The following is a 13,769-nucleotide window of genomic DNA, read 5'->3' on the forward strand; positions in this document are numbered from 1 at the left end:
CTTGCCGATATGAACAGAATCCTCCTCAACTGCGACATGGGCGAGAGCTTCGGCGCCTGGCGCATGGGCAACGACCTGCACGCCATGCCGCTGATCGACCAGGCCAACCTGGCCTGCGGTTTCCACGCCGGCGACCCGCTGATCATGCAGCACAGCGTGGCCCTGGCGGTGCAGCATGGCGTCAGCATCGGCGCCCATCCGTCCTACCCCGACCTGCAGGGCTTCGGCCGCCGCCATCTGAGCTGCAGCCCGGAAGAAGTCACGGCCCTGGTGCTGTACCAGCTCGGCGCGCTGGATGCCTTCTGCCGTGCGGCCGGCACCCAGGTCGCCTACGTCAAGCCGCATGGCGCGCTGTACAACGACCTGGTGCGCGACGACACCCTGTTCACTGCCGTGCTGCAGGCCTGCGCCAGCTACCGTGCGGGGTTGCCGCTGATGGTCCTGGCCCTGGCCGACAACAGCCGCGAGCGGCGCCTGGCCCAGGCGGCCGGGGTGCCCCTGCTGTTCGAGGCCTTCGCCGACCGTGCCTACCTGGCCGACGGCCAGCTGGCGCCGCGGCGCCTGGCCGGGGCGGTGCACCAGGATGGCGCGCGCATCCTCGACCAGGCGCTGGCCATCGCCCGCGGCTTGCCGTTCGCCGATATCGACGGCCGGCCCCTGCAGCTGCACGCCGACAGCCTCTGCGTGCATGGCGACAACGCCGAGTCGCTGGCCGTGTTGCGCCGTTTGCGGGCCCAGCTGGACGCCGCATGATCCGCCTCGAGCCGGCCGGCGCCGAAGCGCTGCTGCTGGTGCTGGCCGAGGCGCCGGACGCGCAGTCGGCGCAGCGTCTCGCCCTGCTGGCCGAACGCATTCGTGGCGAACTGGGGCCGCTGCTGAGCGATCTGGTGCCGGGCTGGACCAGCCTGCTGCTGCACTACGACCTGTTGCGCACCGACCACCTGCAACTGGCCGCGCGCCTGACCCCGCTGCTCGAACAGTGGCTGGCCGAGCCGCTGCCGACCGAGGCGGGGCGCCGGCACGAGATCCCGATCTGGTACGCCGGCGCGGACCTGGCCGAGGTGGCGCGGGCCTGTCGGCTGAGCGTTGCCCAGGTGATCGAGCTGCACGCCGCCGGCGAGTACCGGGTCGGCGCCATCGGCTTCGCCCCGGGCTTCGCCTATCTGGGCGAACTGGACGAGCGCCTGCAGCTGCCGCGCCGGGACACGCCGCGCACCGAGGTGCCGGCCGGCAGCCTGGCCATCGCCGAGCGGCAGACGGCGATCTACCCGCAGGCCTCGCCCGGCGGCTGGCACCTGCTCGGCCTGTGTCCCTGGCGCCTGTTCGATGCTGGGCGCACGCCGCCCTGTCCCTTGCAACTGGGCGACCGGGTGCGCTTCGTGCCGATCGACGCAGCCGCCTATCGCCGGGAGCTCGTCCGGTGAGCGGGCTGCGGGTGCTCAGATCGGGGCCGCTGAGCCTGCTGCAGGATGGCGGCCGGCGCGGCTGGCAGCACCTCGGCGTCTCGCCCGGCGGGCCGCTGGACGGGCAGGCCGCGGCCTGGGCCAACCGCCTGCTGGGCAATCCCTGGGGCACGCCGCTGCTGGAAGTCGCCCTCGGCGATGTCGAGCTGCGCGCCGAGGTCGATACCTGGCTGGCGCTGACCGGCGCCGAGCTGCCGGCCAGCATTGATGGCCAGCCGCTGCCGGGCTGGGCGCGCTTTGCCCTGCGCGCCGGGCAATGCCTGCGCCTGGGTTTTGCCCGCAGTGGCCAGCGCGCCTACCTGGCGGTGGCCGGCGGCTTTCGCGCCGCGCCGGTGCTGGGCAGCGTCAGCACCCAGGTGCGCGAAGGCCTGGGTGGCCTGGACGGGCAGGGCGGCAAGCTGGTTGCCGGCGATCTGCTGCCCTGCGCCGCCGCGCACTTCGCCCGCGCCGCCAGCGTGCCCTGGCGCTACCGGCCCGACTACCGGGCTGCGCCGCTGCTGCGGGTGATAGTCGGCGGCGATGCGCCGGCCTTTGCCGAGGAGCAGCGGCAGGCGTTTTTCGCCCAGCCCTGGCGGCTCAGCGCGCAGTCCGACCGCATGGGCGCCCGCCTGCAGGGCGAGCCCTTGCGCGCGCCGCCGCGGCAGTGGTCGCTGGGGGTGGGCCGCGGCGCCATCCAGGTGCCGCCCGATGGCCAGCCGATCATCCTGCAGGCCGACCACCAGACCATGGGCGGCTATCCGTTGCTCGGCTGGCTGCATCCGCTGGATCTCTGGCGCCTGGCGCAGTGCCCGGCGCAGCAGGCGCTGCGCTTCACCCCGGTGGGCATCGGCGAGGCCCAGGCGCAGTTGCGCCAGTTCTACCGCTTCTTCCGCGGCTGAGCGCCAGGCGAGAGCGTTGCAACAGATTGCCGAGCGGCATGCGCCTCGTGCAGTTTGTGCCGTCTTCAGCCAGACTGACAAAATTCGTCGGCTGGGATGCCGCGCGTGTGCGCCCCCCGGTTTAAGCCCGTCCCCCAGAGGAATGCACAGTCTTGCCTGGCCCCAGTCTTCACCCCGTATGCGCAATCCTGGAGTTTTCCTGATGGGGCGCCGGACGCTCTGCCGGCTGGTGCTGGTTGCCGGCCTGCTGCTGGGCGCCGTTGCCGTTCGGGCCGAGCCCGGGGTGACGGCCGGCGCGGTGCGGGTGGGCATGGTCAACGCCCTGAGCGGCCCGGCCGCCGGGCTGGGCAGCGGCATGAAGGCTGGCGTGCAGGCCTACTTCGAGCGGGTCAATGCCGCCGGCGGGGTCAACGGGCGCCAGCTGGTCCTGGTCAGCCGGGACGATGGCTACGAGCCGGCGCGCAGTGCGGCGATCACCCAGCAGATGGTCGACTCCGGCAGCATCTTCGCCCTGCTCGGCTATGTCGGCACGCCCACGTCCAGGGCCGCCATGCCCATCGTCCTGCGAGCCGAGGTGCCCTACCTGTTTCCCTTTACCGGCGCCGAGGCGCTGCGTTCGCCGGTGCACCGCTGGGTATTCAATGTGCGCGCCTCCTACTTCGACGAAACCGAGGCAATGGTCGAGCGCATGACCCGCGACCTGGGCATCGAGCGCATCGCGCTGCTGATGCAGGACGACTCCTTTGGCGAGACGGTCAAAGGCGGGTTGCTGGGGGCCTTGCACAAGCGCCGGATGCAAATCCTGGCGGAGGCGCGGATCCGGCGCAATTCACTGGAGGTTGCCCCGGCCGTCGAGGCCTTGCACCGGGCAGAGCCGGACGCCATTTTCTTTGTCGGCACCTACAAGCAGCTGGCGGCGGCCATCAAGCAAGCCCGGGCGTTGGGCAGCAAGGCGCGCTTTTTCACGGTTTCGTTTATCGGCACCGAGAACTTCATCGCCGAGGCCGGTGCGGATGGCGACGGGGTGTACATCACCCAGGTCATGCCGTCGCCCCATGACGCTTCGCGCGAAGTGGTTCGCCGCTACCGGCAAGACGTGCGCGGCGCCGACCTCGGCTACACCTCGCTGGAGGGCTACATGGGCGCGGCGATCTTCGTCGAGGCCCTGCGCCTGGCCGGCGCCGAGCCGACGCGGGCGAACCTGATCAATGCCCTGGAGTTCCTCCGCGCGGACCTCGGCGGCTTCAAGGTCGAGTTCTCGCCGACCGACCACCAGGGCTCCGACGCGGTCTTTCTTACCCGTATCCAGGATGGCAAGGCCATGCCGGTCGAGGCTGTCGATTAAGCGATGTACCCGTTACGCGTTGCCGTTGTTTGGGGCAAGCGTTCGGGTGGCCGCTCTGGCTGTTCGTGGGAGCGAATTCATTCGCGATCAGGGCCTACGCCGAGCCGCCTGTTTATCGCGGATAAATCCGCTCCCCCGCAAGCTCGATGGCCTGTGCAACACGGAACTGCTACATAGCCATCGATTAACCCGACGGGCTCAGGCATTGATGCGTTCGGCGTGATGGCAGGCCACTTGCCGCGCCTCCAGCAGGCGCAGCTGCGGCACCTCGTTGCGGCAGCGCTCGCTGGCGTACGGGCAGCGCTGGTGGAAGGCGCAGCCGGCCGGCGGATCGAGCGGGTTGGGCAGTTCGCCGAGTATCTTGATCTTCGGCTTGCGCGGGTCCGGGTGGATGGTCGGCGTGGCCGACAGCAGCGCCTGGGTGTAGGGGTGCAGCGGGCGTGAATAGATCGTCTCGCTCGGGCCCATCTCCACCGGACGGCCAAGGTACATCACCAGCACGTCGTCGGCGACATGGCGCACCACCGCCAGGTTGTGCGAGATGAACACATAGCCGGTCCCGTACTGCTCCTGCAGGTCCATAAACAGGTTGAGCACCTGGGCCTGGATCGACACGTCCAGCGCCGAAGTCGGCTCGTCCGCCACCAGTACCTTGGGATTGAGCATCATCGCCCGGGCCAGGGCGATGCGCTGACGCTGGCCGCCGGAGAACATGTGCGGGTAGCGCTGGTAGTGCTCGGGGCGCAGGCCGACCTGTTGCATCATCGCCTGCACCCGCTCGCGGCGTTCGCCGCGGCTCAGCGGGGTGTTGATCAGCAGCGGTTCGGCCAGCTGGTCGCCGATCTTCTGCCGCGGGTTGAGCGAGGCGTAGGGGTTCTGAAAGACCATCTGCACGTCGCGGCGCAGCTGCCGACGCTGCGCCTTGTCGGCGCCGGCGACTTCCTGGCCGGCGATCTGCAGCGAACCGGAGCTGGGTTGCTCGATCAGGGTCAGGGCGCGGGCCAGGGTCGACTTGCCGCAGCCGGACTCGCCGACCACCGCCAGGGTCTTGCCGGCTTCGAGGCTGAAGGACACGCCGTTCAGCGCCCGCACCAGGGCGTGCGGTTTGAACAGGCCGCGGGATATCTCGTAGTGGCGGGTCAGCTCGCGGGCCTCCAGAACGATGCTCATCGGGCCACCTCCGGGCTCAGGTTGAGGGGGTAGAAGCAGCGCACCGCGCCGCGCGCATGGGCTTCCAGGGCCGGGCGTTGCGCGCGGCAATGCTCCTGGGCGTACGGACAGCGTGGTGACAGCAGGCAGCCGGCAGGGCGGTCATAGCGCCCGGGCACGATGCCCGGCAGGGTGGCCAGGCGGCGCTCGCCTAGGCTGTGCTCAGGAATCGCCTTGAGCAGCGCCTCGGTATAGGGGTGGGTCGGCGCATCGAACAGGGTCGGCACGCTGCCGATCTCCACCGCTTGCCCTGCGTACATCACGCACACCCGGTCGGCGGTCTCGGCGACCACGGCCAGGTCGTGGGTGATCAGCACCAGGCCCATGCCCTGGTCGCGCTGCAGGTCGAGCAGCAGGTTCATGATCTGCGCCTGGATGGTCACGTCCAGCGCCGTGGTCGGCTCGTCGGCGATCAGCAGCTTGGGCTCGGCGGCGATCGCCATGGCGATCGCCACGCGCTGGCTCATGCCGCCGGAGAGCTGGTGCGGGTAGGCGTCCAGGCGGCTGGCGGCGGCCGGAATCTCCACCCGCTCCAGCAACTGCAGGGCGCGGGCGCGAGCGGCCTGGCCCTTGAGGCCGAGGTGCTGGCGCAGCACTTCCTCGATCTGGAAGCCCACGGTGTAGCTGGGGTTGAGGGCGGTCATGGGGTCCTGGAACACCATGGCCAGGTCCTTGCCGACGACAGTGCGGCGCTGCTTGCCCTTGAGCCCGAGCATGTCGTGGCCGTCGAAGCGCAGGCTGTCGGCCGTGACCCGGCCGGGGGCGTCGATCAGGCCCATCAGCGCCAGCATGGTCACCGACTTGCCGGAGCCGGACTCGCCGACTATGGCCAGCACTTCGCCCTTGTCCACGGCCAGGTCGAGGCCGTCGACCACCGGGATGGCGTTGGCGCCGCCGAAGCGCACGCTGAGGTTGTGGATATCGAGAAGGCTCATGGCGGGTTCCTTACTGCGCATTCTTCAGTTTCGGATCGAGCGCATCGCGCAGCCCGTCGCCCATCAGGTTGATCGCCAGCACGCTGAGCAGGATGGTCAGCCCCGGCAGCGACACCACCCACCAGGCGCGCTCGATGTAGTCGCGCGCCGAGGCCAGCATGGTGCCCCACTCGGGTGTCGGCGGCTGCACGCCGAGGCCGAGAAAGCCCAGGGCGGCGGCATCGAGGATGGCCGCGGAGAAACTCAGGGTGGCCTGCACGATCAGCGGTGCCATGCAGTTGGGCAGCACGCTGACGAACATCAGGCGCAGGGTGCCGGCGCCGGCCAGGCGCGCGGCGGTGACGTAGTCGCGGCCCAGCTCGCCCATCACCGCGGCGCGGGTCAGGCGCACGTAGGACGGCAGCGAGACCACGGCGATGGCGATCACCGTGTTGAGCAGGCCGGGGCCGAGGATGGCGACGATGGCCACCGCCAGCAGCAGCGAGGGCAGGGCCAGCATCACATCCATCAGGCGCATGACCGAGGGCCCGAGCAGGCGCGGGAAGAAGCCGGCGGTGAGGCCCAGCAGCACGCCGGGCAGCAGCGACAGCAGCACCGAGGTCAGGCCGATCAGCAGCGACAGGCGCGCGCCATGGATCAGTCGCGACAGCAGGTCGCGGCCCAGCTCGTCGGTGCCGAGGAGGAACTGCGTCTGGCCGCCTTCCAGCCACACCGGCGGGGTGAGGAGGAAGTCGCGGAACTGCTCGCTGGGGTCGTGCGGCGCGACCCAGGGGGCGAACAGTGCGCAGAACAGGATCAGCAGCATGAACGCCAGGCCGACGACGGCGCCCTTGTTGTGGGCGAAGGCCTGCCAGAATTCCTTCAGCGGCGAGGGGTAGAGCAGCGCCTGGTCGGCGGGGGTAATGCTTGTCGAGTTACTCATGGTGTCTCTCGATCCGGGTGGGTTGGGTTGCGCGCAGCGAAGCCTAACGGTACGCACGTTGGGCTTCGGGGCTCCGCCCCTCAACCCAACCTACGGTTGATGGCGGATACGTGGGTTGACCAGGCCGTAGAGCACATCCACGACGAAGTTGACCAGGATCACCAGGCAGGCGATCAGCAGGATGCCGTTCTGCACCACCGGGTAGTCGCGGGCGCCGATGGCCTCGATCAGCCACTTGCCGATGCCCGGCCAGGAGAAGATGGTTTCGGTCAGCACGGCGCCGGCCAGCAGGGTGCCGACCTGCAGGCCGAACACGGTGAGCACCGGGATCAGCGCGTTGCGCAGGCCATGGACGAACACCACCCGCGCCGGGCTCAGGCCCTTGGCGCGGGCGGTGCGGATGTAGTCCTCGCGCAGCACTTCGAGCATGGCCGAGCGGGTCATCCGCGCGATCACCGCCAGGGGGATGGTGCCCAGCACGATGGCCGGCAGGATCAGGTGCCGGAGGGCGTCGACGAAGGCGCCGTCCTCCTCGCTGAGCAGGGTATCGATCAGCATGAAACCGGTAACCGGGGTGATGTCGTAGAGCAGGTCGATGCGCCCGGATACCGGGGTCCAGCCCAGGTATACGGAGAAGAACATGATCAGCAGCAGGCCCCACCAGAAGATCGGCATGGAGTAGCCGGCCAGGGAGATGCCCATCACCCCGTGGTCGAACAGCGAGCCGCGCTTGAGCGCGGCGATCACCCCGGCGATCAAGCCCAGCGTGCCGGCGAACAGCAGGGCGGCCAGGGACAGCTCCAGGGTCGCCGGGAACAGGGTGACGAATTCGCTCCACACGCCCTCGCGGGTGCGCAGCGACTGGCCCAGGTCGCCGTGGGCCAGCTGGCCGATGTAGTCCAGGTACTGCGCCGGCAGCGGCTTGTCCAGGCCGAGGCGGTGCATGGCTTCGGCATGCATCTGCGGGTCGACCCGGCGTTCGCCCATCATCACTTCCACCGGGTCGCCGGGGATCAGGCGGATCAGGGCGAAGGTCAGCAGGGTGACGCCGAAAAAGGTGGGGATCAGCAGCCCCAGGCGTCTGGCTATGAAGGACAGCATGGTGTGTTGCTACTCCGCATCGATCGGCTGTGCGCGTCCGGGTGGACGGCGCGAACGTATGGCGTGCGCCCTGGCGAGGGGCGGCATGACTCCCGCGACGGACGCAGGATGGCGGTTCGGCCGGGTGCCCCGCCAGTGCGGGGCACGCCGGCCGAGCGCTTACTTGCCGACGCTGACGCCGTAGAAGGAGTTGAGCGCGAACGGGCTGATCTTGAAGTCCTGCACGTTCTTGCGCATCGGTTGGTACACGGTGGAGTGGGCGATCGGGGTGATCGGCACCTGGGCCTTGAGGATGTGCTGGGCCTGCTTGTACAGGGCGGTGCGCTCGGCCACGTCGGTGGTGCGCTTGGCCGCCTGGACCAGCTTGTCGTAGGAGGCGTCGCACCACTTGGAGAAGTTGTTGCCGTCCACCGCATCGCAGCCGTAGAGGGTGCCCAGCCAGTTGTCCGGGTCGCCGTTGTCGCCGCTCCAGCCGATCAGCATGGCGTCATGCTCGCCGCCCTTGGCGCGCTTGAGGTACTCGCCCCATTCGTAGCTGACGATCTTGGCCTGGATGCCGACCTTGGCCCAGTCGGCCTGGAGCATTTCGGCCATCAGCTTGGCGTTGGGGTTGTACGGGCGCTGCACCGGCATGGCCCACAGGGTGATCTCGGTGCCTTCCTTGATGCCGGCGGCCTTGAGCAGGGCCTTGGCCTTCTTCGGGTCGAAGGCCGGGTCCTTGATCGTCTCGTCGTAGGACCACTGGGTCGGCGGCATGCCGTTCACCGCCAGCTGGCCGGCGCCCTGGTAGACGGCGTCGATGATCGCCTGCTTGTTCACCGCCATGTCCAGCGCCTGGCGCACTGCCAGCTGGTCGAACGGCTTGTGGGTGACGTTGTAGGCGATGTAGCCGAGGTTGAAGCCGGCCTGGTCGGGCATGGCCAGGTTCGGGTCCTGCTTCAGCGACGCCAGGTCGGCCGGGCGCGGGAACAGGGTGATCTGGCATTCGCCGGCCTTGAGCTTCTGCATGCGCACCGAGGCGTCGGTGTTGATGGCGAAGATCAGGTTGTCGATCTTCACGTCTTCCGGCAGCCAGTAGTCCTGGTTGCCGGTGAAGCGGATCTGCGCGTCCTTCTGGTAGCGCTTGAACACGAACGGCCCGGTGCCGATCGGCTTCTGGTTGATGTCGGCGGCCTTGCCGGCCTTGAGCAGCTGCTCGGCATACTCGGCGGACTGGATCGAGGCGAAGCTCATCGCCAGGTTCTGGATAAAGGCCGCGTCGACATTGTTCAGGCTGAACTTGACCGTCATGTCGTCGAGCTTTTCCAGCTTGGCGATGTTGGCGTCCATGCCCATGTCGGTGAAGTAGGGGAATTCGGCGGGGTAGGCCTTACGGAACGGGTGCTGCTTGTCGAGCATGCGCTGGAAGGTAAACAGCACGTCGTCGGCGTTGAAGGTGCGGCTCGGGGTGAAGTAGGAGGTCGAGTGGAACTTCACCCCGGGACGCAGGTGGAAGGTGTAGCTGAGGCCGTCGGCGGAGATATCCCACTTCTCGGCCAGGCCGGGGACTACCGCGGTGCCGCCACGCTCGAACTGGGTCAGGCGGTTGAACAGGGTTTCCGCGGCGGCATCGAAGTCGGTGCCGGTGGTGTACTGGCCGGGGTCGAAGCCGGCGGGGCTGCCTTCGGAGCAGAACACCAGGTTGCTGGCGGCGCTGGCGAAGGGCGCGCTGGCGATCAGCCCAGCGGCGAGAAGTGTCTGGATGACGGCGTTTTTACGCATGTTGACCTCAGGTTTGTGGTTGTTGTCATCGTGAGGGGGCATCTTGTGGACGCCTTGCGCGAAACCATGCACGGCATATGCCGGGCAGCAACGTTAAGCCGAGATCAGTGTAGAAGAGGTGGGGAAGCTGTAAGGGCTTGTCGCAATTCTGCAAGTCGGGCGGGGTTGGCGGTGGCTGGCCGCTACCTGGGGTAGTCACCGCAGGTAACGGCTCGTGCACAGGCTCAGGGCATCTGTACCTCGATTACCCCATCGGCAGCCATGCTCACCTTGCTGCTGCCGGCCTCGATCTGTTGCGTCGGGGCGCTCTTGCTGAAGCTGCCGCTGTCCATGGCCATGGCGCGCATCGGCTGCACCGGCTGGAAGCCGCCACTGTTGAGGTTGAGGCTGACCAGCTTGTAGCCCTTGCCGCCCACCGCCGCGGTGGCCAGCTGGGCGCGGGCCTTGAAGGCGGCCACGGCTTCCTTGATCAGCGCATCTTCGCTTTTCTGCCGGGTCTCGTCGGCCACGGCGAAGCTCATCTCGGCCATCTTCAGCTCGCCGAGCAGGTCGGCGCTGAGTTGCGCCAGGGGCGCGAAGTCGGCGCTTTCCAGGCGCACTTCGGCGCGTTCGCGCCAGGCGCTGATCTTCTTGCCTTCATCCTCGTATACCGGGTAGCTGTGCCGGCTGCCCAGGCTGACCTTGACGCCCTTGACCCGGCGCGCCTGCTCGACGGCCTGGTTCAGGGTGGTGGTGATGGCCGCGGCCAGCTTGCCCGGGTCCCTGTCCTGGGCCTCGCTGTAGAGGGTCACGAACATGCGGTCGTGGGCCACTTCCTGGCCGACTTCGGCGCGCAGGGCGACCTGGTTGTAGCGGGCCTCCTCGGCCTGGGTCGACAGGCTGGTCAGGGCGATGACGCCGAACACCAGGGTGGCGGCGATGCGGTTGAGCGCGTGCATGGGAACTCCTTGTGCTGGATTGTCCTAGGGTAGACGTTGCCTTCTGACCACTCGGGTTAACCGAGGTTGCATCGGCGGTGTAAGGTGCCCGGCCTGGCCTCCGAACCTGCGGCGAGTTGCCGCAGGCGGGCGGGCGGGGGCGGGTGGTGGTTATACTCGCCGCAATTCACCGGAGCCGCCATGTACGCGACTGTCCAACTGTTTTCCGCCAGCCGGCAGAACCTCTGGCGCCTGACCCTGATCCGCCTGCTGGTGCTTGCCGCCCAGGCCGGTTCGGTGGGCATCGCCTACCTGTCCGACCTGCTGCCGCTGCCCTGGCTGGCGCTGAGCGTCACCCTCGGCATTTCCCTGGTGCTGTGCCTGCTCACCGCCCTGCGCCTGCGCGGGCCGTGGCCGGTGACCGAGCTGGAATACACGGTGCAGCTGGCCTGCGACCTGGTCATCCACAGCGTACTGCTGTATTTCTCCGGCGGTTCGACCAATCCCTTCGTCTCCTACTACCTAGTGCCGCTGACCATCGCCGCGGCGACCCTGCCCTGGTTCTACTCCATGGTGCTCGGCGGCCTGGCGCTGAGCGGCTATACCGCGCTGCTGATCTGGTACCACCCGCTGCACCTGAACAACCTGCAGCACGAGACCATGCTGATCAGCCTGCACCTGTTCGGCATGTGGCTGAACTTCGCCCTGTCGGCGGCCTTCATCACCTTCTTCGTGGTCAAGATGGCCGGTGCCCTGCGCCGCCAGGACGAGCTGCAGGCGCTGCGCCGCGAGGAGGGCATGCGCGACCAGCAACTGCTCGCCGTGGCCACCCAGGCCGCCGGTGCCGCCCACGAGCTGGGCACGCCGCTGGCGACCATCAGCGTGCTGCTCAAGGAGCTGCGCCAGGAGTACCGCGACAAGCCGGCCCTGCAGGACGATCTGGCGCTGCTCCAGGAGCAGGTCAAGCTGTGCAAGGAAACCCTGCAGCACCTGGTGCGCGCCGCCGAGGCCGACCGCCGCCAGGCCGTGGCCGAGCAGAGCGCCGTGCAGTGGCTGGAGGCGACCCTCAACCGCTGGCACCTGATGCGCCCGGAAGCCACCTACCGCTATCAGTGCCTGGGCCTGGCCGCCGTGCCGCGCCTGCTGCCACCGGCCGACCTGACCCAGGCCCTGCTCAACCTGCTGAACAACGCCGCCGATGCCTGCCCGGACAAGCTGGATATCCGCCTGGACTGGGACCACCTGTGGATCGTCCTGAGCATCCGCGACCACGGTGCCGGCGTGCCGCTGGCGATTGCCGAGCAGCTCGGCAAACCCTTCTTCACCACCAAGGGCAAGGGCTTCGGCCTCGGCCTGTTCCTCAGCCAGGCCAGCGTGACGCGAGCCGGCGGGTCGGTGAAACTGTACAACCATGAAGACGGCGGTACGCTGACCGAGCTACGCCTGCCCAGACTGGCCCCCGGAGATGAACATGAGTGACGAACCCCTGATCGACGGCGAAGAGCAACCGCACCTGTTGCTGGTGGACGACGACGCCACCTTCACCCGCGTCATGGCGCGGGCCATGGATCGTCGCGGCCTGCGCGTCAGCGTGGCCAACTCGGCCGAGGAAGGCCTGGCCCTGGCCAAGGAAGACCTGCCGGACTACGCCGTGGTCGACCTGAAGATGGAGGGCGACTCCGGCCTGGTGCTGCTGCCCAAGCTGCTGGAACTGGATGCGGAAATGCGCGTGGTGATCCTCACCGGCTATTCGAGCATCGCCACCGCCGTGGAGGCGATCAAGCGCGGCGCCACCAACTACCTGTGCAAGCCGGCCGACGCCGACGACGTGCTCACCGCGCTGCTCTCCGAGCATGCCGACCTGGACACCCTGGTACCGGAAAACCCGATGTCGGTGGACCGCCTGCAGTGGGAGCACATCCAGCGCGTGCTGGCCGAGCACGAGGGCAATATCTCCGCCACCGCCCGCGCCCTGGGCATGCACCGGCGCACCTTGCAGCGCAAACTGCAGAAACGTCCGGTACGCCGCTGAGCCTCCTCTTGAGTGGGGGCGGCCTAGCCGCGAAGGACCTCACGGCCTGAGCACCTGTTTCACGGCTGAAGCCGCTCCTACGGATTTGCAGCCCTGGAGCCAGGAACCCAGGGTCTGAAAGGCTGGCGAAAGCTTTTCGCCGTTCGCTGCGGGTATCATTAGCCCCCTACCTAGTTAGCCGGGACCGCCATGCTCGCCGTTGTCCAGCAGACCCTCGCCGTCACCGCCCCGGTGTTTGCCATGCTGTTCCTCGGCGTGGGCCTCAAGCGCCTGGGCTGGATCGACGCGGGCTTCATCGATACCGCTTCGGCCCTGGTGTTCAAGGGCACCATGCCGGTGATGCTGTTCCTCGCCATCCTGCAGGCCGACCTGAGCACCGCGCTGCAGCCGGCGCTGCTCGGCTACTTCCTGCTGGCCACGCTGCTGGGCTTTCTGCTGGTCTGGGGCTGGGCGATCCTGCGCATCCCGCGCGAGGAGCGCGGCGTGTATACCCAGGGCGCCTTTCGCGGCAACAACGGCATCGTCGGCCTGGCGCTGGCCACCAGCCTGTACGGCGACTACGGCCTGTCGCTGGGCGGCATCCTCGGCGGGGTGGTGATCCTCTCGTACAACAGCCTGTCGGCCATCGTCCTGGCCATCTACAGCCCGCATGCCAAGGCCGACGTGTGGAGCATCGGCAAGAGCATCCTGCGCAACCCGCTGATCCTCGGCGTGCTGGCGGCGATTCCGTTCGCCTACTGGCAGGTCAAATTGCCGGCCTGGCTGCTCACCTCCGGCGACTACTTCGCCAGCATGACCCTGCCGCTGGCGCTGATCTGCATCGGCGGCACCCTGTCGCTGGCCTCGCTGCGCCAGGGCAGCGGCCTGGCCCTCAGTGCCAGCCTGTGGAAGATGCTCTGGCTGCCGTTGCTGGCGACCCTCGGCGCGTTCTTCTGCGGTTTTCGCAATGCCGAACTGGGCATCCTCTTCCTGTATTTCGCCAGCCCCACGGCGGCGGCCAGCTTCGTCATGGCCAAGGCCAGCGGCGGCAACCACGAACTGGCGGCGTCGATCATCGTCATCACCACCCTGGCGGCGGTGGTCAGCACCAACCTCGGCTTGCTGATTCTCCAGGCGGGCGGCTGGATGTAGGTTGGGTTGAGGAGCTCTGCGACGAAGCCCAACGGGCTAGGCTGACTCCGGCTGCGTGCTGGTCTGAGCTTCCTG

General features: G+C 68.4%; 13 protein-coding genes. 7 read left to right on the forward strand and 6 right to left on the reverse strand.

Annotated elements, in window-relative coordinates; translation table 11 throughout:
• Positions 1-9 precede the first annotated feature (9 nt).
• The 4 genes from F3I16_RS05705 to F3I16_RS05720 all read left to right on the forward strand — a co-directional run bounded on the left by F3I16_RS05705 (position 10) and on the right by F3I16_RS05720 (position 3,686).
• Complete coding sequence (locus F3I16_RS05705; protein ID WP_160492734.1) at positions 10-753, forward strand: 5-oxoprolinase subunit PxpA; 744 nt, start codon at positions 10-12, stop codon at positions 751-753.
• The gene (gene pxpB / locus F3I16_RS05710) at positions 750-1,424 is read left to right on the forward strand and encodes a 5-oxoprolinase subunit PxpB (protein ID WP_160492735.1); all 675 of its coding nucleotides are present in this window, start codon (positions 750-752) and stop codon (positions 1,422-1,424) included. The genes F3I16_RS05705 and pxpB overlap by 4 nt, the downstream gene beginning before the upstream one ends.
• The gene (locus F3I16_RS05715; protein ID WP_160492736.1) at positions 1,421-2,341 is read left to right on the forward strand and encodes a biotin-dependent carboxyltransferase family protein; all 921 of its coding nucleotides are present in this window, start codon (positions 1,421-1,423) and stop codon (positions 2,339-2,341) included. Before pxpB ends, F3I16_RS05715 begins: the two co-directional genes overlap by 4 nt.
• Positions 2,342-2,543: 202 nt before the next feature.
• On the forward strand, positions 2,544-3,686 hold the full coding sequence (locus tag F3I16_RS05720) for an ABC transporter substrate-binding protein (RefSeq protein WP_160492737.1): 1,143 nt from the start codon (positions 2,544-2,546) through the stop codon (positions 3,684-3,686).
• 198 nt (positions 3,687-3,884) lie between these two features.
• Here F3I16_RS05720 and F3I16_RS05725 read toward each other — a convergent pair whose 3' ends face one another.
• The 6 genes from F3I16_RS05725 to F3I16_RS05750 form a co-directional block, all read right to left on the reverse strand.
• Complete coding sequence (locus F3I16_RS05725; RefSeq protein ID WP_160492738.1) at positions 3,885-4,856, reverse strand: peptide ABC transporter ATP-binding protein; 972 nt, start codon at positions 4,854-4,856, stop codon at positions 3,885-3,887.
• Positions 4,853-5,830: an ABC transporter ATP-binding protein gene (locus tag F3I16_RS05730; RefSeq protein ID WP_160492739.1), complete on the reverse strand. Its 978-nt coding sequence runs from the start codon at positions 5,828-5,830 to the stop codon at positions 4,853-4,855. The genes F3I16_RS05725 and F3I16_RS05730 overlap by 4 nt, the downstream gene beginning before the upstream one ends.
• 10 nt (positions 5,831-5,840) lie before the next feature.
• On the reverse strand, positions 5,841-6,752 hold the full coding sequence (locus tag F3I16_RS05735; protein WP_160492740.1) for an ABC transporter permease subunit: 912 nt from the start codon (positions 6,750-6,752) through the stop codon (positions 5,841-5,843).
• 90 nt (positions 6,753-6,842) lie between these two features.
• A complete protein-coding gene (locus F3I16_RS05740; protein WP_160492741.1) occupies positions 6,843-7,853 on the reverse strand; it encodes an ABC transporter permease subunit in 1,011 nt (336 codons plus the stop codon).
• Positions 7,854-8,012: 159 nt separating this feature from the next.
• Positions 8,013-9,614 (reverse strand): ABC transporter substrate-binding protein, encoded by a 1,602-nt coding sequence (locus F3I16_RS05745; RefSeq protein WP_160492742.1) that lies wholly within the window; start codon positions 9,612-9,614, stop codon positions 8,013-8,015.
• A 224-nt stretch (positions 9,615-9,838) separates the two neighbouring features.
• Positions 9,839-10,552, reverse strand: a complete 714-nt coding sequence (locus tag F3I16_RS05750; protein WP_160492743.1) for an SIMPL domain-containing protein — start codon at positions 10,550-10,552, stop codon at positions 9,839-9,841.
• Between the two features lie 180 nt (positions 10,553-10,732).
• Between F3I16_RS05750 and F3I16_RS05755 the strand changes: the two genes are divergently transcribed.
• The 3 genes from F3I16_RS05755 (at position 10,733) to F3I16_RS05765 (ending at position 13,694) form a co-directional block, all read left to right on the forward strand.
• Entirely contained in the window at positions 10,733-12,010 is a 1,278-nt protein-coding gene (locus tag F3I16_RS05755; RefSeq protein ID WP_160492744.1) for an ATP-binding protein, read from the forward strand.
• Positions 12,003-12,563 (forward strand): response regulator transcription factor, encoded by a 561-nt coding sequence (locus F3I16_RS05760; RefSeq protein ID WP_160492745.1) that lies wholly within the window; start codon positions 12,003-12,005, stop codon positions 12,561-12,563. The genes F3I16_RS05755 and F3I16_RS05760 overlap by 8 nt, the downstream gene beginning before the upstream one ends.
• 189 nt (positions 12,564-12,752) lie before the next feature.
• A complete protein-coding gene (locus F3I16_RS05765; RefSeq protein ID WP_160492746.1) occupies positions 12,753-13,694 on the forward strand; it encodes an AEC family transporter in 942 nt (313 codons plus the stop codon).
• Positions 13,695-13,769 lie beyond the last annotated feature (75 nt).

Origin of the sequence: Pseudomonas sp. L-22-4S-12 (assembly GCF_009799935.1) — a bacterium.
Taxonomy (GTDB): Bacteria; Pseudomonadota; Gammaproteobacteria; order Pseudomonadales; family Pseudomonadaceae; genus Aquipseudomonas.

What these genes read in the sequence shown, in the direction of transcription:
- pxpB (WP_160492735.1), top strand. Translation starts at nt 750, where the DNA reads ATGATCCGCCTCGAGCCGGCCGGCGCCGAAGCGCTGCTGCTGGTGCTG.
- F3I16_RS05755 (WP_160492744.1), top strand. Translation starts at nt 10,733, where the DNA reads ATGTACGCGACTGTCCAACTGTTTTCCGCCAGCCGGCAGAACCTCTGG.
- F3I16_RS05760 (WP_160492745.1), top strand. Translation starts at nt 12,003, where the DNA reads ATGAGTGACGAACCCCTGATCGACGGCGAAGAGCAACCGCACCTGTTG.
- F3I16_RS05750 (WP_160492743.1), bottom strand. Translation starts at nt 10,552, where the DNA reads ATGCACGCGCTCAACCGCATCGCCGCCACCCTGGTGTTCGGCGTCATC.
- F3I16_RS05740 (WP_160492741.1), bottom strand. Translation starts at nt 7,853, where the DNA reads ATGCTGTCCTTCATAGCCAGACGCCTGGGGCTGCTGATCCCCACCTTT.
- F3I16_RS05745 (WP_160492742.1), bottom strand. Translation starts at nt 9,614, where the DNA reads ATGCGTAAAAACGCCGTCATCCAGACACTTCTCGCCGCTGGGCTGATC.
- F3I16_RS05735 (WP_160492740.1), bottom strand. Translation starts at nt 6,752, where the DNA reads ATGAGTAACTCGACAAGCATTACCCCCGCCGACCAGGCGCTGCTCTAC.
- F3I16_RS05730 (WP_160492739.1), bottom strand. Translation starts at nt 5,830, where the DNA reads ATGAGCCTTCTCGATATCCACAACCTCAGCGTGCGCTTCGGCGGCGCC.
- F3I16_RS05725 (WP_160492738.1), bottom strand. Translation starts at nt 4,856, where the DNA reads ATGAGCATCGTTCTGGAGGCCCGCGAGCTGACCCGCCACTACGAGATA.
- F3I16_RS05720 (WP_160492737.1), top strand. Translation starts at nt 2,544, where the DNA reads ATGGGGCGCCGGACGCTCTGCCGGCTGGTGCTGGTTGCCGGCCTGCTG.
- F3I16_RS05765 (WP_160492746.1), top strand. Translation starts at nt 12,753, where the DNA reads ATGCTCGCCGTTGTCCAGCAGACCCTCGCCGTCACCGCCCCGGTGTTT.
- F3I16_RS05705 (WP_160492734.1), top strand. Translation starts at nt 10, where the DNA reads ATGAACAGAATCCTCCTCAACTGCGACATGGGCGAGAGCTTCGGCGCC.